The organism is Streptomyces sp. NPDC102278 (assembly GCF_044766345.1).
Classification (GTDB): domain Bacteria; phylum Actinomycetota; class Actinomycetes; order Streptomycetales; family Streptomycetaceae; genus Streptomyces.
The window spans coordinates 87329-107137 of the sequence record NZ_JBIWLV010000015.1 but is presented as its reverse complement, the minus strand read 5'-3'; the positions used below and the strand labels follow the sequence as shown (position 1 = coordinate 107137).

Below are 19809 nucleotides of genomic sequence, written 5' to 3'. Positions count from 1 at the left end.
TCACCGACCGGCAGGGTCACACCGCCCCGGCGCCGGTCAGCGACCGCACTTCCGTCTCCGCGTGCTTGCGCACGTCCGGCTCTTCCGCCGAGGTGACCGTGCCGAGCCACCCCGCCAGGAAACCCAGCGGGATCGAGACGATCCCGGGGTTCTGGAGGGGGAAGTACTGGAAGTCCACACCCGGGAAGATCGACTCCGGGCTGCCGGACACCACGGGCGACAGCACCACCAGCAGCACCGCCGGCACCAGCCCCCCGTACACGGACCAGACGGCCCCGCGGGTGGTGAACGCCCGCCAGAACAGCGAGTACAACAGGACCGGCAGGTTCGCCGAGGCGGCCACGGCGAAGGCCAACCCCACCAGGAACGCCACGTTCAGGTTCTGCGCGACCAACCCGAGCGCGATCGCCGCCGCGCCGATCCCGACGGCGGCGACCCGCGCCACCGCGACCTCGCTGCGCTGCTTGGCGTGCCGGCGCTTGAGCGAGGCGTACAGGTCGTGTGCCACGGAAGCCGAGGACGCCAGGGTGATTCCGGCGACCACCGCGAGGATCGTCGCGAAGGCGATCGCCGCCACGAAGGCGAACAGGACCGCGCCCCCGGTGCTCTCGGCGCCCCCTCCCAGGAACGCCGCCAGCAGCGGAACCGCCGTGTTTCCGGCGGCGTTGGAGGCCCGGACCTGCTCGGGACCCAGCAGGGCGGCGGCCCCGAAGCCGAGCACGATGGTCATCAGGTAGAAGCCGCCGATCAGCCCGATCGCCCAGACCACGGACCGCCGGGCCGCGCGCGCCGTCGGCACCGTGTAGAAGCGCGACAGGATGTGCGGCAACCCGGCCGTGCCCAGGACCAGGGCGAGGCCGAGGCTCATGAAGTCGAAGCGGGCGGCCCAGTCGCCCCCGTACTTGAGTCCGGGGTTCAGGAACTTGGCTCCGTGTCCACTGCGTTCGGCGGCGGTGGCCAACAGCTGGTCGAAGTTCCCGTGGAAGCGCAGCAGCACCAGCACGGTCAACGTCACGGCGCCGCCCATCAGCAGCACGGCCTTCACGATCTGGATCCAGGTGGTGGCCCGCATCCCCCCGAAGGACACGTAGACCACCATCAGCGCGCCGACGCCGACCACCGTCAAGGTGCGCGCGCCGGCGCTCGAATTCCCGAGCAGCAGGCCCACCAGGCTGCCCGCGCCGACCATTTGCGCCACGAGGTACAGCACGGACACCACCACCGAGGAAGCCCCGGCCGCGATCCGCACGGGCCGCTCGCTCATCCGGGCGGCGACCACGTCGGCGAGGGTGAACCGGCCGCAGTTGCGGACCAGTTCGGCGACCAGGAAGAGCACGACCAGCCACGCCACGAGGAAGCCGACCGAGTACAGCAGGCCGTCGTATCCGAAGAGGGCGATCAGGCCGGAGATGCCGAGGAAGGAGGCCGCGGACATGTAGTCGCCCGCGATGGCGAAGCCGTTCTCCATCGGGGAGAACAATCGCCCACCCGCGTAGAACTCTTCGGCCGATCCGTGTCGGTTGCGGCTGACCCAGGTGGTGATGCCCAGCGTGACCGCGATGAAGACGCTGAACAGGATCAGCGCGAGGGTCTGGTGTTCGGTGGTCACCGGCCCGCCTCCCAGGTCCGGATCCGCTCCTGGTCCCGCTCCTGTTCGAAGACCGTCCAGCGCAGGTCGAGCGCGGCGCGGTCCCGGCGCAGCCGCGCGTGCCGCGCGTACGCCCAGGTGAGGAGGAACGTACTCAGGAACTGGCCCAGCCCCGCCAGCAGGGCCACGTTGATCGACCCCATCACCGGCCGGGACATGATCCCCGGCGCCGCGGTCGCCGCGACCACGTAGGCGACGTACCAGAGGAAGAAGCCGGCGGTCGCGGGGACGACGAACCTCCGGTAGCGGCTGCGTACCTCCTGGAAGGCGGCACTTCGCTGCACTTCCAGGTAGATGTCCGAGGCCCCGGATGCGGGCCGGTCGCCGGCGACCGGGCGCGGAGCGGCCGTTTGCGCCACCTCGCCCTCCCCCCAGCCGACCGCCAACGCGTCGTACCAGGGGTCGTCGAGCCGGATCGTTCCGGCATCACGACCTTCGTGCTTCTCCACCGAACTCTCCTTGTCCGCCGCCGCATTGGCCGCGTGGTGACAAGGATGGGTGGAATCGACGTTTTCCGGACTGGTGTACCGGTGCTCTTCACTCCATCAGGTGATGAAGTGAAGAGCATTGGTGTGTAAGGGCGTTCAGCGAGTGGACGCCCGGGCCGCTCAGGCGTCGATGCGCGAGCGGTCCAACGTCGCGGCGGAGCTGGTGATGAACTCCTTGCGCGGGGCCACCTCGTTGCCCATGAGCAGATCGAAGACGGACTCGGCCGAGTCCAGGTCCCCGATGTTGATCCGGCGCAGCGTGCGGAACCGCGGATCCATCGTGGTCTCCGCGAGCTGGTCGGCGTCCATCTCGCCGAGGCCCTTGTAACGCTGGATGGTGTCCTTGTAGCGGATGTTCTTGCGCTGGTACTCCAGCAGCGTCTGGCGCAGCTCGTTGTCGGAGTACGTGTAGACGTACTTGTCCTGGCCCTTCTTCGGCTGGACGAGCTCGATCCGGTGCAGCGGCGGCACGGCCGCGAAGACCCGGCCCGCCTCGACCATCGGCCGCATGTAGCGCTGGAAGAGCGTGAGCAGCAGACAGCGGATGTGCGCGCCGTCCACATCTGCGTCGACGAGCAGGACGATCTTGCCGTATCGGGCGGTGTCGAGATCGAAGGTCCGACCCGAGCCGGCTCCTATGACCTGGATGATCGCGCCGCACTCGGCGTTCTTGAGCATGTCCGAGACCGAGGACTTCTGGACGTTGAGGATCTTGCCCCGGATCGGCAGCAACGCCTGGAACTCGGAGTTCCGGGCGAGCTTGGCCGTGCCGAGCGCCGAGTCGCCCTCGACGATGAAGAGCTCGCTGCGGTCCACGTCGTCACTGCGGCAGTCGGCCAGCTTGGCCGGCAGCGAGGAGGACTCCAGAGCGGTCTTGCGACGCTGCGCCTCCTTGTGCTGACGTGCGGCGATCCGGGTACGGGCGGCCGCGACGATCTTCTCCATCACGGAGCGCGCCTGCTGCTTGTCGTCGCGCTTGGTCGAGGTCAGGAACGCCTTGAGTTCCTTGGCGACCACGGCGGCGACGATCCGGGTGGCCGCGGAGGTGCCGAGCACCTCCTTGGTCTGGCCCTCGAACTGCGGCTCGGCGAGGCGGACGGTGACGACGGCCGTCATGCCCTCCATCGCGTCGTCCTTGACCACGTCGTCCTCGGCCACGCGCAGCAGCTTCGCCGAGCGCAGCACCTCGTTCACGGTCTTGGCCACCGAGCGCTCGAAGCCGGACACGTGGGTGCCGCCCTTGGGGGTGGCGATGATGTTCACGAAGGACTTGACGTTGGTCTCGTAGCCCGTGCCCCAGCGCAGGGCGATGTCCACGCCCAGCTCTCGGGTGACCTCGGTGGGGGTCATGTGGCCGCGGTCGTCCAGGACCGGAACGGTCTCCTTGAAGGTGCCCGTGCCGGTCAGGCGCAGCACGTCGCAGACGCCCTTGTCCTGCGCCAGGTACTCGCAGAACTCGCTGATGCCCCCGTCGAAGCGGAAGGTCTCCTCGGTCTTGCCCGCGCCGTCGATGCCGCGCTCGTCGCGGACGACGAGGGTGAGCCCGGGCACGAGGAAGGCCGTCTGGCGGGCGCGCTGGTACAGCGTCTCCAGGTTGAGCTTGGCGTCCTTGAGGAAGATCTGGCGGTCGGCCCAGTAGCGGACGCGGGTGCCGGTCTTGCCCTTGGCGACCCGCTTGACCTTGCGCAGGCCGTTGGCGGGGTCGAAGGGGCTGTCGGGCCCCTGCTCCGTGAACATGCCGGGGACGCCGCGGCGGAAGCTGATGCCGTGCGTCGAGCTGTTGCGGTCCACCTCGACGTCGAGGCGGGCGGAGAGGGCGTTGACCACGGAGGCGCCGACGCCGTGCAGGCCGCCGGAGGCCGCGTAGGAGCCGCCTCCGAACTTGCCGCCGGCGTGCAGCTTGGTCATGACGACCTCGATGCCGGACAGGCCCGTCTTGGGCTCGACGTCCACGGGGATGCCGCGGCCGTTGTCCCGGACCTCGACGGAGGAGTCCTCGTGGAGGATCACCTCGATGTGGTCGCAGTAGCCGCCCAGGGCCTCGTCGACGGAATTGTCGATGATCTCCCAGAGGCAGTGCATCAGGCCACGACTGTCGGTGGACCCGATATACATCCCCGGGCGCTTGCGGACGGCCTCGAGGCCCTCGAGGACGAGCAGGTGCCGCGCGGTGTAGTTGGAACCGTCCCGGTCTGCTCCGGACAGCAGCGCGCTGGAAGGCACGGACGTGTCGGCGGTCACGCAGTTCGCTCCTCGCTGAATTTCTTTTCTGGCCCGGTCGGGCTCAGGGGTGGCTCGGTTGCCGGTCCGAGGGTACCGAGGCCTGGTAGAGCCGATGCAACGCCACCCTCGCGGCTTCCACAGCCTAGTGCAGGCCCGCACGGGTGTTCGATCTCCCGTAGGGGTGAAGCAAACATCACGTTCCCTTCCAGGCATGAACCATTTAGTGTTCGGGCACGTCCTCATGAACAACCGGCACTCACGCCGGGGGGACTGAACTGCGACAAGCGAACGACTGACAACGCGAAACCGTAAAGCAACGCAATACGGCTCCTTCGCCGCCAACCGGCAACAGCCGGCCAGCTTCGGAAGGAAGTTTCGAAAGAAAGCCGCGAGCGGGAACGTTTTCGGCCTGGTTGGATGTTGACCCTGGTACGACAGCTCGTCGAGCTAGAGAAGAGGCGACGTGACTACTGTTCTGACACCCGCGACCCCGCTGACGGCCGCTGACCGATGCGACCGTTGCGGCGCCCAGGCATATCTGCGCGTCGTCCTGCTGAGCGGCGGTGAACTGCTCTTCTGCGCCCACCACGGGCGTAAGTTCGAGCCGGAACTCAAGAAGATCGCCGCGGAAATACAGGATGAGACCGAGCGGCTCACGTCCGCTCCGGCTGCGAATGCCGCCGACACCGAGGACCGCTGACACAGGCCTAGACCTCGCATCCGACGAGCAAGGACCGGCCAGGCCGGTCGACGGGCGACACCTCTGTGACCCAGGGGTGCCGCCCGTCCTCATGTCCGCCCCGCGTACAAGCCCTGCTCCCACCCCATGCCAGGATCCGGCGCTCGGACCCCCTTGCCCCTCTGCGGGCCACACGGGGCCCGAGGAGCCCCTGGGGGCTCCCTAGCGGGACTCCCACTCCCCCTCGGAGTGCGCGGCCCTCTCGGAGCCGCTCACGAAGGCGACCAGTGGAGAGATCCGGGTGTAGACGCCCGGACTGTCGGCCCGGCCGCAGCCGCGCCCCCAGGACACGACCCCGATGAGCCGCCCCCGCGCCACCAGCGGCCCGCCGCTGTCGCCCTGGCAGGCGTCCTTGCCGCCGCCCCCGTCTCCCGCGCACACCATGGAGGCGGATCGGTACTGTCCGTCCGCGTCCCCCGGATACGCGGCCTCGCAGACCCGGTCCGCGAGCACCTCGACGCGCGCCGCCCGCAGTCCGTAGGCGTAGTCGCCGAATCCGCTGGTGTCCCCCCAGCCGTACACGGACGCCTCGGTACCGGCCTCGTAGGCCGGGTGGCCCTTCTCCGCCATGGGGAGCACGTGGTTCGCCGGCACGGCCTCCGCGAGTTCCAGGACGGCGAGGTCGCCGGCGTTGCTGGCGGAGTCGTACGCCGGGTTCACCCGCGCCGCGCGCACCGCGATCTCCCGCCCGTCCGTGGCGCGGAGCTCGGTGCGGCCCGCGATCACGCGGAGGTCCGGCACGGATTCGACCGTGCCGCCCAGCACCTGGCGACCCAGGCAGTGGGCCGCCGTCACCACGGTCGTCGGGGCGACGATCACGCCCCCGCAGAACTGGCCGCCCCGGGTACCCCCGAACCGGTCACGGCTGGCCAGGGCCACGACCCAGGGGCTGTCCGCCACCTTCACCGGCTGCCCGCCGATCACCACGCTGTCCGCGGCCGCCTGCGGCATCCCGGCCGACGGCGCGGCGGCCGTTCCCGCCACCAGGGTCAGCGCGCCCGCCAGGGCACGGGCAAAGGGACGACGCATGAGGCCTCCTGACTCCGAGTGTTCATGACTCCACCCAGAGTGGGATGCCCGGTGGCCGTGCGCACCCGCGCGGCCACCGGGCGTACGCCCCTCGGCGTCGGGTCCCGTCAGTCGAGGTAGTCGCGCAGGACCTGCGAACGCGACGGGTGACGCAGCTTCGACATCGTCTTCGACTCGATCTGCCGGATGCGCTCGCGGGTGACCCCGTAGACCTTGCCGATCTCGTCGAGCGTCTTGGGCTGCCCGTCCGTCAGGCCGAAGCGCATCGAGACCACGCCCGCCTCGCGCTCGCTCAGGGTGTCGAGCACCGAGTGCAGCTGTTCCTGCAGGAGCGTGAAGCTCACCGCGTCGGCCGGGACGACCGCCTCGGAGTCCTCGATGAGGTCGCCGAACTCGCTGTCGCCGTCCTCGCCGAGCGGGGTGTGCAGGGAGATCGGCTCGCGCCCGTACTTCTGGACCTCGATGACCTTCTCGGGGGTCATGTCGAGTTCCTTGGCCAGCTCCTCCGGGGTGGGCTCGCGGCCCAGGTCTTGGAGCATCTGCCGCTGGACTCGGGCCAGCTTGTTGATCACTTCGACCATGTGCACCGGGATGCGGATGGTGCGGGCCTGGTCGGCCATGGCGCGGGTGATCGCCTGCCGGATCCACCAGGTGGCGTACGTGGAGAACTTGTAGCCCTTGGTGTAGTCGAACTTCTCGACCGCGCGGATCAGGCCCAGGTTGCCTTCCTGGATCAGGTCCAGGAAGAGCATGCCGCGGCCGGTGTAGCGCTTGGCGAGGGAGACCACGAGGCGGAGGTTGGCCTCCAGCAGGTGGTTCTTGGCCCGGCGCCCGTCCTCGGCGATGATCTCCAGTTCTCGCTTGAGCTTGGGCGCGAGCTTGTCGGAGTTCGCCAGCTTGTCCTCGGCGAACAGGCCCGCCTCGATGCGCTTGGCGAGCTCGACCTCCTGCTCGGCGTTGAGGAGCGGAACCTTGCCGATCTGCTTGAGGTAGTCCTTGACCGGGTCGGCGGTGGCTCCCGCCACGGCGACCTGCTGGGCCGGGGCGTCGTCCTCGTCGTCCGAGATGACGAAGCCCTTGTTCTCGCCGCCCTCCTCCTCCTCGGATTCGGACTCGGCCTTGACTCCGCCGGCGCCTTCCTCGGTCGACTCCTCGTCGGCCTCGTCGGAGCCCTTCTTGGCGGCGGTCTTCTTCGCCGCCGTCTTCTTCGCGGCGGTCTTCTTGGCAGGGGCGGTCTTCTTGGCCGCCGTCTTCTTCGCCGCGGTCTTCTTGGCGGCGGGCTCGGTTCCGGGCTCCTCCGCGAGGGCGTCCACGGGGTCCGGTTCCGCCGTCACCGCCTCCGGGGCGGCGTCGGTGCCGGTCCGGGCGACGGTCGTCTTGGCCGCGACGGTCTTGGTGGCCGTCCGCTTCGCCGGGCTCTTCGCTGCGACGCTCTTTCGGGTGGTGCGCTTGGGCGACTCCGCGGCACTGACCATCAGCGTCACACCCTCTTCCTCGAGGATCTGGTTGAGGCTGCGCAGAACATTCTTCCACTGGGTCGCAGGAATCTGGTCAGCCTCGAAGGCCCGACGCACGTCATCGCCGGCGATCTGCCCCTCGGCCTTGCCCCGCTCGATGAGCGCCATCACAGACTCGGAATCGGCGATCTCCGGCGGGAGCGTACGGGATGTGCTGGCCGACACGAACAACCTCTCGGAACGATGGGAACGGCTTCCGACCCCGGGCCTGGTGGTGCTGGACCGGAGCCGACGACCACCGACTGGGGATGGGCCGGGGGCGCGGGCAGGGGCCGGGGAGCTCTACAGCACCCGCAAGGGCTGCTGTCTTCCCTCCGTCGGCCATCACCTCTTAAGTCATCGCGTGACGTCGCGGAGCGTTACGCCCAATCTTCGTGGCCCGAGTCACACCACTTTTCCGCCATTGCCGGGCATACGGTCATACGCACGGATTCAGGGGCTTCGAACGTCCCCCGCACACGGGTGTCGCCGGACCCGAACCGGGCCCGGCGACACGTGGTGCACCCCCGCGCCTGCGCGCGTCGAACCCGTCAGTGCTCGCGCGGGGCCGGGACCACACGCTCGACCTCCGGATGCACCGTCAGGAGCTGACGCATGGCGTTCTCGGCGCCCAGGGCGTCGCCGGCTGCGATGGCCTCGACCATCCGCGCGTGGTGCGCGACGCAGGTTTCACTGGGACGGTCGCACGCGGTGATGGGGCTGCCGGAGACCTGGAGGGCGGAGGAGACGATGCCCGAGAGGTGTTCCAGCATGCGGTTGCCCGCGACCTGGATCAGCAGCGCGTGGAACTCGTTGTCGGCACGCGCGAAGGTGATCGAGTCACCCTGCCCGAGGGCGTGGCCCATGATCTCGACCATGTCGGCGAGGCGTTGTTGGATGTCGGGGCGGCCGTGTCCGGCGGCGAGGCGGGCGGCCAGCGGTTCGATGGTCCAGCGGAGCTCGTTGAGCTCGCGGCGCTGGTCGTCGCGCTGGGGGCCGAAAGCCCGCCATTCGATGATGTCGGGGTCGAGCAGGTTCCAGTCGGCGACCGGACGGACCCGGGTGCCGACGTTGGGTCGGGCGCTGACGAGGCCCTTGGCCTCCAGAACGCGCAGGGATTCGCGGACGACCGTGCGGGAGACCTCGAAGCGCTGGCCGATCTCCTCGGGGACCAGCGGGCGATCCGCGCCTAGGTCGCCGGAAACGATCATCTGTCCCAGTTGCTGGACGAGTTGGCCGTGCAGTCCGCGGCCGCGGCTCCCGGTGGCGCGGCGGCCCACGCGGCTCAACTCGATGTCGGCGCCGTCCCAGTGGGGCGGTCCGACCCGGTCGGCCCCCGGGGTCTCCGCGTAGGGGTAGCGGTCGCGTTCGCCCGAGCCGGCGAGGCCGGAGTCGGCATGGCGGGCGGCGGTCATCATGGTGTGCGCAAGGGTACTCACGAATCCTTTGTCGGTCGTGCCCCCATCACCCTTGAGGTCTTTGGTGAAAAGCACACGAAAGGGTGATCGGTGCCACCTACGCAATTGACGACTTATCGTAAAGAACCGGGCCTTTTGCGGGGAGTTGCGGTCCTGTCAGGTTGATACGGAACAAGTCGGTCACCTTGGCGATCGCTTCGCTCCGAAGCGATCGCCAACTGTCATTCACCAGCGGACTCGACTGCGCAGTCCTGTGAACCCATAGGCGCACAACAGGACCATCAACGACAACACCAGCGCCGTGCCCACGGGTTGGGCCATCACCCGCAGGGCGCCCAGTACCAGCCGGTCCGCCTCCGGTGGCCACTGGGCCCAGGACAGCTCGCGCAGGCGGGAGGCGAGGCCGTCCGTCGGGTAGGCGGACGGTCCGTGCAGCGACTTGCGGACCAGCGGTACGACCATCACCGGTACGACGAGCACGGCCGCCAGGCCGGCCGCAGCGGATCGGAAGACACCGGAGGCCAACACCCCGGCCCAGGCGCAGCCGATGAGGAGACCGGCCCAATTCGCCGCCGGGGCGATCCACTGCGCCGGCGGGCGGAGCGGGCCGGAGTCGAAGACGAGCCGGAGGGCCGCGGCGTCCGCGGTGACGGCCAGGCCCCCGAGCAGCAGGGCGAGTACGGCGCAGACTCCGAGTTTGGCGGCGAGCAGGCCCATCCGGCGCGCGGCCGTACCGCGGTCCGCCGCCAAGGTCGGGTAGCGGTACTCCTCGCCGAAGGCCAGGGCGCCGAGCAGCCCGGCGCCGAGCGCGGCGGGCGGCAGCGGCAACGACTGCGGCCAGGCGGCGAGGAGCCGGTTCTGCGGGGTGTGTCCGGTCCGGGCGAGGACGAGCGCGATCGCGACGGAGACGATCACGACCGCGGCCGAGGTCAGGAGCGGGGTCGCGGTGCCGAACACGCGGAGCAGTTCGTAGCGCAGGGGGCGCAGCGGGCCGCCGACCCGACGCACCGCCCGGGCGGATCGCCCGGGGCCGGTGCGCGGGGGCCGAGCATGCCCTGCCCCGCCCTCGGCGGCGGGGAACGGGGCGGCCCCCGCTCCCCGCCCGGTCCCCGGCTCCGGCCGCACTCCGGCTCCGGGTCCCGGCGCCGGCTCGGCCTCCGGTCCGGGTTCGGACCCCGGGCCGGTGGTGGAGCCCGCTTCCACGGCGCCCGATTCGGCGTGGGCAGCCGCCACGGCCGAGGCGTGGGCGGCCGTACGGGCCTCGGAGCGCGCCTGGGGGACGGGTGGGACCGGCGTTCCGGTGTCTCCGGTCTCGTCCGCGAGTTGGTGGACGAGCACTCCGTGCCGGAACGCCGCCTCCCCCACCTCCGCGCAGTTGCTGCCGTAGACCGACAGGCGGCTGCCGCTCTCCGCGACGATCTCGACGGCGCGCCGCGCCGCTCGGGCCTCACGGCCCAGGACATCGGCGAGTCGGGCCGCGTGCGGGGTGCGCACGGCGACCCGGGGGCGCAGTCGGGTGCGTGCGAACTCGGTGGCTTCCTGGTCCGCGACGAGCCGCCCGGCCTTGATGGAGACCACCCGGTCGGCGTTGCGGGCGGCTTCCTTCGCGTCGTCGGTGGTGAAGAGGACCGCGCCCCCGAGGGCGGCGTGCCCACGCAACAGTTCGTACATCCAGATTCGTTCGCGTGGGGAGAGCCCCGCGGCGGGCTCGTCGAGGAGCAGGGTGCAGGGGTCCGCCAACAGCGCGGCGGCGAGAGCGACGCGACGCTCCATGCCGAGCGAGAGCGCGCCGAGCCGTTGGTCGCGCAGGCCGCCGATGCCGACGACCTCCAGCATGGTCTCGGCTCGCGACGCCGGGACCCCGTAGGCGGCGCACAGCATCCGCAACTGGTTGAGGACCGTACGCGCCGGGTTGCCGGGGACGTCCCCGAGCAGCACGCCGACCTCATGGCCGGGATGCGCGATCCGGTGCAGCGGACGGCCGCGGAAGTAGGTGATGCCGCGGCCCGGTTCGAGTTCGAGCATGAGCCGCAGCGCGGTGGTCTTGCCCGAGCCCGGGTCACCGAGCAGGGCGGTCACGCACCCGGGGCGGGCCTCGAAGGTGAGGTCGTCCACCAGGGGCGGGAGTTCTCGACGGGGTGTACTGGTGAGTCCGATGGCCTGGAGCATCGCTTCTCTCGCGGGGTGTGAGACCGCTCTGCGGCAGCATGAGTACCGCAAGCAAGATAACGCGATATGTCCGATTTTCAACGCAACGGGATCTCAGGCGCGTCGGTGTCGGCGGCCTCGCCGACGACGCCCACACCCGGTTCCCGTCCGGGGCGGGGCCCCTGGCCCGGGGCCGCGGCCCGGCCCTGGGCGACGGGGTGTCAGACCTCCGGGCGCAGCATCGGCGGGTTGAGCAGGGTCGCTCCACCGGCTCGGAACAGTTGGGCCGGCCGACCGCCCTGACGGGTCGTCGTCCCCCCGGCCGGCACCAGGAACCCGGGGGTCCCGGTGACCTTGCGATGGAAGTTGCGCGGGTCGAGCGCCACGCCCCACACGGCCTCGTACACCCTTCGCAGCTCGCCGACGGTGAACTCGGGAGGGCAGAAGGCGGTGGCCAGGGAGGAGTACTCGATCTTGCTTCTCGCCCGCTCGACTCCGTCGGCGAGGATGCGCTCGTGGTCGAAGGCGAGTCCGGCGGAAGCCGGCTCGGCCGGCGCGAGGAGTTCGTCGACGGGGGCCCAGCGGGCGCTGTTCGCGTCACCGCCCGCCCGCGGCGCGGGGAGATCCGGAGCCAGCACCAGGTGAGCCACGCTGACCACCCGCATCCGCGGGTCGCGCTTCGGGTCTCCGTACGTGGCGAGCTGTTCGAGGTGCGCACCGTTGCCCACATCAGGCACGGCCGGGTCGTGAGCGCACAGCCCGGTTTCCTCGGCGAGCTCCCTGGCCGCCGCTCCGGCGAGGTCCTCGTCATCGCGCACGAAGCCTCCGGGCAGTGCCCAGCGTCCTTGGAACGGCTGCTCACCCCGTCGGACGACCAGCGCGCAGAGCGCGTGACGCTGCACGGTGAGCACGACCAGATCGACGGTGACGGCAAAGGGCGGAAAGGCCGACGGGTCGTAGGGCGACATGCGGCGATCATAGTCGTCTGCCTGACGATAAACAGAGCTTTGGGGATCCCGCCGACAGTGATCCGAAACTCAGCCTCCCAGTTGGAGCGCATCAGCGGCCTCCTCCACCATTCCGAGGCCGAGGCGGCTGACGCGGACGCCGAACGGCTGCTCCGACACCCGCAGCCCCGAGAGCCTCAGGGCGCCGAGCGGGGCGCCGGGAAGCGGGTGCAGCGCGACCGTGCCGGCGGGGGCGTCCGGGCGGATCCCGGCGAGGGCGATCAGCGCGTGGACACCGGCAGCGGCGGCCACCGCTGCCGGACGGCAGGCCGCGGGGTGCGGGAGTGGTGCGCTGCCCGTGGTGCGCTGCCCGGCGGCGTACATCTCCGGCAACCGGTACCCGAAGGTCTCGGCGGCGTCGAGCAGTCCCCGCAGCAGGCCGCCGGCCTCCTTCTCGAAGCCCGCCTGGGCCAGGCCGGAGAACGCGACGACGCTCTCGTGGACCCGTACCGCCCCCGAGCGGTGCCCGAACGGATTGTGGCCGGGCTCTCGGCTCGCCATGCTCCGCAGGCCCCATCCCGAATCCATCGCGGGTGCTCCGAGCAGGCGGGCCAGTTGCTCGGTGCGTGCCCGGTCCAGCAGGCCGGGCGCCGCCCGGCCCCCGCTGAGCAGCCCGGTGTCCAGGAGGTGCGCGGCAGCGCCCGTCAGCCGGGGCAGGGGACGGCCGTCGGGATGCAGGGCCGCCGCGGGGCGTCCGCCGTCCGGGCCGTCGATCCAGAACTCCGCCCGGAACCGCTCTCGCAGTCGGGCCGCCCTGTCTCTCCATTCCTCGGCGCCGGGCCGCCCGCATCCGGCGAGGAGGTCGGCGCCGAGCAGCGCGGCCCGGTGCGCGTGGGCCTGGGTCTCGCAGCGCCGTGGGCCCGGGTCGGGGTCGGCCAGGAAGCCGTCCTCCCCCAGGGCTCCGCGGAGCCATTCCAGGCAGCGTTCGGCGGCGGGCAGCAGCCGGGCCACCTCCTCCTCCGGCAGACCCCAGAGGCGGGCTTCGGCGAGGACCGCGGGGAAGGCGAGCGTGGCCTCGGTCCCGGTGCAGCCCGGCGGCAGCTGTGGTCCGGTCCCGCGCAGCGGTCCCGGGATCATCCCGGCTCCGGGGCCGCGCCCGTCGACCTGGCTCCTGGCCAGGACGCGCAGGGTGGCCGCGGCGAGCCCGGTACCGAGCGGCAACGCCATCCGAGCCGCCCACAGCGACTCCGCCTGGGCCAGGCCGAGCCGCCAGGGCGCTCCCGCCGCGGCGAAGGCGTCGCCCGGCTGCTCGGGGTCCCTCAGGAGCAGCGCGCCGAGGTCTTCCACACTCGTCCGAAACCATGCCTCGACCCTCGGGTCGTCCCCCTCGGCCCGGGCTTCGGCGAGGGGGTTGGCCACGTGGCCGGCCGACGCCCGCGCGGTGCGGTCCCGGCCGGTCCGCAGTTCGATGGTGCGGGCCTCGCCGGGGCCCAGTTCGAGTTGCCAGCGCAGCAGTCCGGACGAGGCGAGCGCGTCGTCGGGGGCCGGTTCGGCGGTGACGACGGCCTGGGTGTCGCCGGTGCTCCAGCGCAACCCGGCGGCGTGCACGGCGGCGGGGAGCTCCGGCCCGGCTCGGCCCGCCGCGATCGCGGCCAGTTCGGCCAGGTCGGTACCGAGCGCCAGCTCGACGGGGAGGCGCAGGGAACGGCTCGCGTAGCTGCGCAGGGTGATCCGTTCCGTGCCGTCGGCGTGGCGGACGCGCTCGACGCCGATGTCCGGGTCGGGGCCGGACTCGGCTCCGGTACGGACCGTGGCGGTGAAGGCGGCCCGGTCGGCGCCGAGGCTGCGTCCCTGCACGGCGACCGGGTCCCGGCCGCCGACGCGCAGTACGCAGCGGGAGAGCAGCCGTAGTCCGGCGCGGTAGACCCCGTCGATCCCGCGCCCGGTCAGCTGGCCGTGTTCGGGCGAGATGGCCAGGCACGGCGCGGCGAGACAGATGACGGCTCCGTGCACGGGCGGCAGCTCGGGCCTGCGGGCGGGTGGTACGGGGTGGGCCATGCGTCGCCTTGTCTGCGCTCCGGCCGGTTTCGCTGGGCGGCGGCGCGGCCGGGCCCCCACCGCCCCACAGCTGAACGCCCTCACCCCCGCCCGGGTCACGGGCCACGGCGGCGGCTGTCCCCGGCGGCGTGGGCCCGGTGGGTGGCCGAGCGCGCCGCGGAGCCGCCGGAGGAGGCCCCGGTCGCGGGTCACTGTTCGCTCCGCGTGGTGCGGCGGGCGGCCCCGCGCTCGGCCTTGGTCCGCCGGCCGGGCGGGCGGCCGGCTCCGACCGGTCGCTTGCGGCGGGGTTCCCTGCGCCGCCGTTCCTCGCGCAGACACTGGCGCAGTCCCTCCGGGTCGATGCCCTCGTTGCAGGCGTGGTGGAGCAGTTGGGCGAAGCGGTAGTCGGCGTCCGCCCGCAGGGCCAGGTCGAGCGCGATGCGGGCGGACGGTTCGTCCCCGGTGGACCAGGAGACCCAGCCGGCGAGGGTGAGTGGAGCCGCCGCGTGCTCCGCGTAGATCCCGACGCAGCGCCGGGCCAGGGCGCGCCACAGACGCAGCGCCGGAGCGGCCTCCTCGCCCTCCATCCATTCGGCGGCGATGTCGCGGATCTCGCGGTCCTGCAGGCCGATGATCACGGCGGCCGCCTCGTCGTGCCCCAGCAAGGCGTCGTCCCAGTCGTCCCCGCCGGGGCACGACCCGGCCGGCGGCGGGGGCGACGTCATGCGCCGCATGAGCGTCCGGGCCAGGGCGATGGTCTCGGCGCCGACCTCCTCGCGCGTGGCCCCGTCGAGGATCTTCGGCACCAGTGCGACGGCGGCCCGTTCCAGCGCCGCCTCCTGTTCCCTGGCCGCTGCTCCGCGCAGTGGACTCAGCCTTCCCTCGATCTCCCTCAGGGAGCCCCGAACCTGGAGTCCGGCGAAGGTGGCCGCGGCCGCCATCACGGAGGTGCCGGGCATGACCAGCGGTGTGCCCTCGGCCGGGCAGCAACGCGTGTCGGGGCAGATGTAGGACCAGTAGCGGCCTTCGGAGAGGCACAGGGCCTCCAGGACGGGCACCTCCAGCGCTCCGCAGGCAAGGCGGAGCCGTTGGGCGAGGGGCCGCAGCCGGGTCATCACGCGTTGTCCGCTCTCCGCGTCGCGCGGATCCTGGCAGAGGAAGACGACGATGCCGTCGGGCTTGCCGCCCCGTCGTTCGCTGCCTCGGACCAGGGTTTCGGCGACTTGTCGGGCGGTCTCCTCCCATTCCGCCGGAGCGGCGGGAATCCCGACGCGCAGCCGACCTCCGAAGCGCCCGCCCTCGCCGTGGACGGCGACCATGACGAGGGAGTCGGTCGGGTGGAAGCCGAGCATGTAGGGCAGCGCGTCGGCCAGCTCCGCCGGGCTGCGCAGGGTGATCTGGGATTCGATGGACGCTCCGGACGGGCCTGCGGACGGCCGGTCGGACGGGCTCGGTGATGCGTGGTTCTTCGTCATGCGTCGACGGTCCCGTGCCTGGGCGAATCGCGAAACCCCTGTGGATAACTCACCGAACCGGCCCTAACTGGTCCAATCTTCAATATCCACAGGTCCAGGGCGGCATTGGCGCGATGTCGGCGCCATCAGGTTGCATGGGGGGCATGAACCCAGACCTGAGGTCCTCAGCCGATTCCGTACTCGCCCGACTGGTGGGCGATCCGACGGGCACCGCTCGGCTGCGCGAGGACCAGTGGCGGGCGATCGAGGCCCTCGTCGCGCACAAGCGACGGGCGCTGGTGGTGCAGCGCACGGGGTGGGGCAAGTCCGCCGTGTATTTCGTCGCCACTTCCCTCCTGCGGGCGAGCGGCGCCGGCCCCACCGTGATCGTCTCGCCGCTGCTCGCGCTGATGCGCAATCAGGTCGAGGCCGCCGCCCGGGCCGGAATCCGCGCCCGCACGATCAACTCGGCCAACCCCGAGGAGTGGGAGGGCATCCAGGCCGAGGTCGCCGCCGGCGAGGTCGACGTCCTGCTGGTGAGCCCCGAGCGCCTCAACAACCCGGACTTCCGCGACCAGGTCCTCCCCAAGCTCTCGGCCGCCACGGGCCTGCTCGTGGTCGACGAGGCCCACTGCATCTCCGACTGGGGCCACGATTTCCGCCCCGACTACCGCCGGCTGCGCACCATGCTGGCCGATCTCCCGCCGGGGGTTCCGGTACTGGCCACGACCGCCACGGCCAATGCCCGGGTGACCGCCGACGTCGCGGAGCAACTGGGCACCGGCGCCGGCACCGACGCGCTCGTGCTGCGGGGCGCGCTGGACCGGGAGAGCCTGAGCCTTTCGGTCCTCGCCCTGCCCGACGCGGCACACCGACTGGCCTGGCTCGCCGACCACCTCACCGACCTGCCGGGTTCCGGGATCATCTACACCCTGACGGTGGCCGCCGCCGAGGAGGTCACCGCCTACTTGCGCCACCGCGGTCACACCGTCTCCTCGTACACCGGCAAGACCGAGAACGCCGACCGCGAACAGGCGGAGAACGACCTCCAGGCCAACCGGGTCAAGGCGCTGGTGGCCACCTCCGCCCTGGGCATGGGCTTCGACAAGCCCGACCTGGGCTTCGTGGTGCACCTGGGGTCGCCGTCCTCCCCCATCGCGTACTACCAACAGGTCGGCCGCGCCGGCCGCGGTGTGGAGCACGCGGAGGTCCTCCTGCTGCCAGGCCGGGAGGACGAGGCCATCTGGCAGTACTTCGCCTCCGTCGCCTTCCCGCCGGAGGAGCAGGTCCGCCGCACGCTCGACGTGCTGGCCCAGGCGGGCCGACCGCTGTCGCTGCCCGCCCTGGAGCCGCTGGTCGATCTGCGCCGCACCCGCCTGGAGACGATGCTCAAGGTCCTCGACGTGGACGGCGCGGTGCACCGGGTCAAGGGCGGTTGGACCTCGACGGGCGAACCGTGGGCGTACGACGCCGAGCGCTACGCGTGGGTGGCCCGTCAGCGTTCCGCCGAGCAGCAGGCCATGCGCGACTACGCGGCGACCGACGGCTGCCGCATGGAGTTCCTGCGCCGCCAGCTCGACGACGAGGAGGCCGCAGCCTGCGGGCGCTGCGACAACTGCGCCGGCGCCCGGTTCACCGCCGAGGTCTCCGGCACGGCCCTGGACACCGCCCGGGGCGAGTTGGGTCGTCCGGGCGTGGAATTGGATCCGCGCAAGATGTGGCCGACCGGGCTCGTGGCGGTGGGCGTGGACCTCAAGGGCCGGATCCCCGTCGGGGAACAGTCCGCCACCGGCCGGGCCCTGGGCCGCCTCTCCGACATCGGCTGGGGCAACCGACTCCGCCCGATGCTGGCCCCGCAGGCACCCGACCAGCCCGTCCCGGACGACGTCGCGCAGGCCGTCGTGGCCGTCCTGGCCGACTGGGCACGGGGGCCGGGCGGCTGGGCCTCCGGAGCGGCGGACGCACCCGCACGCCCCGCGGGCGTGGTCTGCCTGCCGTCGCGCTCCCGTCCCCAGCTGGTCGGCTCGCTCGCCGCGCGGATCGCGGAGATCGGTCGGATGCCCTTGCTGGGCTCGCTCGCGTACACCGATCAGGCACCGGAGTTCGGCTTGCCTTCGTCGAACAGTGCCCAACGCGTCCGGGGACTCCACCAGGCCTTGACAGTGCCTGCGGCCCTCGCGGCGACACTGGCCGAGACTCCGGGTCCGGTTCTCCTCGTGGACGACCGGGCCGAGAGCGGTTGGACGCTCGCGGTGGCCGCCAGGCTGCTCCGGCGGGCCGGTGCGAAGGGGGTGTTTCCGCTGGTACTCGCGCTCCAGCCGTAACGGATGCGTCATCCTCGGCGTGGCGGGGCAAGGATATGAGCGGCATACCGGCGAATTCCGGTCGGCAGCCACAAATGCTCATTGCCCCATCCTCGCGGGCCACGCGAGAATCGGAGTGCTCCCGCTCGGCTCGCCGGCACTCTCCAGGGCCGTGCTGCGGCGCGCCCGCATCCCAGCCGTGCCCGTACGCGGGCGTGTACCCGAAGGGAGGACCGTGACCTTCGGTTTCGCCCCGACCTCCACCACGTCCCTGACAACGGCCACCGGCGGCGCCATCCGGCACGGGAGACTTCTCGAACCAGCCGAGTGGACGTCGGCGGGGGTGCCCCTGCTGACCAATCCCCGCGAACTCGTCACCGGTCTGCACGCCCGGCACGGTCCGGTCCCGACCACCGCCGTGATCGCCGTTCTCGGCCCCGAGGAACGCCTCGTCGCCAGCGCCTCGTTCGTCCAACGGTCGTCCTCGGCCGACGGCTGGGAGTACCGCAACGCCCTGCTGTCGCGGTTGCGCCGGGTACTCCCGCACGACCTGCGCCGACGAACTCCGGTGCGGACGGCGGTACTGATGTACTGCCGTGACGGCGACGAGCGGTGGACCGAGGAGGACGGGGCCTGGATGTGGGGGCTGCGGGATGCCTGCACCCTGCACGGGCTGCGTTGCGGCGCCTACATCACGCTGACCCCTGGCGGCTGGCAGGTACTGGGCGAGGATCGCGGCGGGCGGCGGCCCGGATCGGACTCCCGGCCGGAGCCGCTGGGCTCGACCGCGGCGGAGTTCGCGCCGATGAGCCTGCGGACCGGCGGCGGCGCGACCGAGGCACTGCGCCGTACCGTCGCGCGCTGATCGCGCGCGTACCGCGCGTCACCCGCCGGGATCAGGTACCCATCCCACCGCGCCCGGGTGCGCGTACACCCGGCGCACGCGGGTGCACCCGCGTGCGCGAATGCCGCGTGCGCGGATCCCGCCGGGCCACAGACCATTGGCCTGCGACCCGGTGGGGTGCGCGCACGCGTGCGGACCCACGGCGCCACGCGGCACCGCGAGCTGTCCGGGGCGCGTGCGGAACACCGCACCCGCGGGCGGCCCTCACGGCCGTACCCGAGGATCCGGGCGTACGGCAGGTCGGGCCCCGGACGTCAGCGGGGCCGCCTCACGGCGCCCCCCGCCCTCGTCCGCACCGGAAGACGGGGCGTCAGACGCCCGCGCCCAGAACGGAGTTGATCCGCTGCGCGTCGCCGCACACGATCAGCAGCGTGCCGGCCCGGGTGAGTGCGACCGGCAGCGTGCGGGCGGCGGCCTCGACCGATCCGCCGTTGACCGCGAAGACCACGACGGGGCGGCTGCCGGCGCGCTGGACCTGCGCCGCGTCCGCGTAGAAGACGTCGTCCCCGGCATCGTGCTGGGCCCAGTACGCGGCCTCGCCGAAGGACAGTTCGTGCGCGGCCCACGGGTGCGGGTCGCCGGTGGTCAGGACCAGGATGTCGCCGGGCGCGCGCCCGGTGTCGAGCAGCAGGTCCACGGCCTCCTCGGCCGCGTCCAGCGCGCCCTCGGCGGATGCCGGGATCAGCTGGACCTGCGGGACCGCCTCGGAGACGGACGGGACGGTGGCCTCGGGGGCCGGGGGAACGGGTCCGGGGGTGGCCTGCGCCGCGCGCTGCGCGGGCGGGGCGGGTCGGACGGGACCGGGGCGCCCGGGCCGGGGTACGGCGGCGGGACGCGGACCAGGTACGGGGCGGGGGGTCTGCGCGGTGCGGCTCGCGGCCGGAGTGACGCGGGGACCCTGGGCACTCTCGTGAATCTGAGGCTCCTCGGTTGAGAGGCTTGAGTTGACATCTTTCAAACACCGGTACGAAACGT

General features: G+C 72.0%; 14 protein-coding genes. 3 read left to right on the top strand and 11 right to left on the bottom strand.

Features of this window, described 5'->3' with window-relative positions:
* Positions 1-16: 16 nt before the first annotated feature.
* The 3 genes from ACIRO3_RS29270 to ACIRO3_RS29260 form a co-directional block, all read right to left on the bottom strand.
* Positions 17-1609 (bottom strand): cation acetate symporter, encoded by a 1593-nt coding sequence (locus tag ACIRO3_RS29270; protein ID WP_366148440.1) that lies wholly within the window; start codon positions 1607-1609, stop codon positions 17-19.
* Positions 1606-2097 carry a DUF485 domain-containing protein gene (locus ACIRO3_RS29265; RefSeq protein WP_404141732.1) on the bottom strand — a complete coding sequence of 164 codons (492 nt, stop codon included), beginning with the start codon at positions 2095-2097 and terminating at the stop codon, positions 1606-1608. The genes ACIRO3_RS29270 and ACIRO3_RS29265 overlap by 4 nt, the downstream gene beginning before the upstream one ends.
* 159 nt (positions 2098-2256) lie before the next feature.
* Complete coding sequence (locus ACIRO3_RS29260) at positions 2257-4377, bottom strand: DNA topoisomerase IV subunit B (RefSeq protein ID WP_361773416.1); 2121 nt, start codon at positions 4375-4377, stop codon at positions 2257-2259.
* Between the two features lie 445 nt (positions 4378-4822).
* On the opposite strand from ACIRO3_RS29260, the gene ACIRO3_RS29255 reads away from it, so the two are divergent.
* Positions 4823-5059, top strand: coding sequence for a hypothetical protein (locus ACIRO3_RS29255; protein WP_030239625.1), 237 nt, complete (start codon positions 4823-4825; stop codon positions 5057-5059).
* Positions 5060-5260: 201 nt separating this feature from the next.
* Here ACIRO3_RS29255 and ACIRO3_RS29250 read toward each other — a convergent pair whose 3' ends face one another.
* The 7 genes from ACIRO3_RS29250 to ACIRO3_RS29220 all read right to left on the bottom strand — a co-directional run bounded on the left by ACIRO3_RS29250 (position 5261) and on the right by ACIRO3_RS29220 (position 15648).
* Positions 5261-6127 carry a S1 family peptidase gene (locus ACIRO3_RS29250; protein ID WP_404141730.1) on the bottom strand — a complete coding sequence of 289 codons (867 nt, stop codon included), beginning with the start codon at positions 6125-6127 and terminating at the stop codon, positions 5261-5263.
* Positions 6128-6234: 107 nt separating this feature from the next.
* Positions 6235-7809 (bottom strand): RNA polymerase sigma factor, encoded by a 1575-nt coding sequence (locus tag ACIRO3_RS29245; protein ID WP_404141729.1) that lies wholly within the window; start codon positions 7807-7809, stop codon positions 6235-6237.
* 365 nt (positions 7810-8174) lie between these two features.
* Positions 8175-9116 (bottom strand): FadR/GntR family transcriptional regulator, encoded by a 942-nt coding sequence (locus ACIRO3_RS29240; protein ID WP_404141727.1) that lies wholly within the window; start codon positions 9114-9116, stop codon positions 8175-8177.
* Between the two features lie 150 nt (positions 9117-9266).
* Positions 9267-11210 (bottom strand): ATP-binding cassette domain-containing protein, encoded by a 1944-nt coding sequence (locus ACIRO3_RS29235; protein WP_404141725.1) that lies wholly within the window; start codon positions 11208-11210, stop codon positions 9267-9269.
* A 200-nt stretch (positions 11211-11410) separates the two neighbouring features.
* A complete protein-coding gene (locus ACIRO3_RS29230) occupies positions 11411-12157 on the bottom strand; it encodes an NUDIX domain-containing protein (protein ID WP_404141724.1) in 747 nt (248 codons plus the stop codon).
* A 69-nt stretch (positions 12158-12226) separates the two neighbouring features.
* Entirely contained in the window at positions 12227-14194 is a 1968-nt protein-coding gene (locus ACIRO3_RS29225) for a glycogen debranching N-terminal domain-containing protein (RefSeq protein WP_404141722.1), read from the bottom strand.
* A gap of 188 nt (positions 14195-14382) precedes the next feature.
* On the bottom strand, positions 14383-15648 hold the full coding sequence (locus ACIRO3_RS29220; RefSeq protein WP_404141720.1) for a DUF4192 domain-containing protein: 1266 nt from the start codon (positions 15646-15648) through the stop codon (positions 14383-14385).
* A gap of 143 nt (positions 15649-15791) precedes the next feature.
* On the opposite strand from ACIRO3_RS29220, the gene ACIRO3_RS29215 reads away from it, so the two are divergent.
* Complete coding sequence (locus tag ACIRO3_RS29215) at positions 15792-17951, top strand: RecQ family ATP-dependent DNA helicase (protein WP_404141719.1); 2160 nt, start codon at positions 15792-15794, stop codon at positions 17949-17951.
* Positions 17952-18165: 214 nt separating this feature from the next.
* Positions 18166-18795, top strand: a complete 630-nt coding sequence (locus ACIRO3_RS29210) for a hypothetical protein (RefSeq protein ID WP_361773443.1) — start codon at positions 18166-18168, stop codon at positions 18793-18795.
* Positions 18796-19144: 349 nt separating this feature from the next.
* Here the strand turns inward: ACIRO3_RS29210 and ACIRO3_RS29205 are convergent, their stop codons facing one another.
* A complete protein-coding gene (locus tag ACIRO3_RS29205; protein ID WP_404141717.1) occupies positions 19145-19792 on the bottom strand; it encodes a hypothetical protein in 648 nt (215 codons plus the stop codon).
* Positions 19793-19809 lie beyond the last annotated feature (17 nt).

What these genes read in the sequence shown, in the direction of transcription:
- ACIRO3_RS29230 (WP_404141724.1), bottom strand. Translation starts at nt 12,157, where the DNA reads ATGTCGCCCTACGACCCGTCGGCCTTTCCGCCCTTTGCCGTCACCGTC.
- ACIRO3_RS29235 (WP_404141725.1), bottom strand. Translation starts at nt 11,210, where the DNA reads ATGCTCCAGGCCATCGGACTCACCAGTACACCCCGTCGAGAACTCCCG.
- ACIRO3_RS29215 (WP_404141719.1), top strand. Translation starts at nt 15,792, where the DNA reads ATGAACCCAGACCTGAGGTCCTCAGCCGATTCCGTACTCGCCCGACTG.
- ACIRO3_RS29250 (WP_404141730.1), bottom strand. Translation starts at nt 6,127, where the DNA reads ATGCGTCGTCCCTTTGCCCGTGCCCTGGCGGGCGCGCTGACCCTGGTG.
- ACIRO3_RS29220 (WP_404141720.1), bottom strand. Translation starts at nt 15,648, where the DNA reads ATGACGAAGAACCACGCATCACCGAGCCCGTCCGACCGGCCGTCCGCA.
- ACIRO3_RS29225 (WP_404141722.1), bottom strand. Translation starts at nt 14,194, where the DNA reads ATGGCCCACCCCGTACCACCCGCCCGCAGGCCCGAGCTGCCGCCCGTG.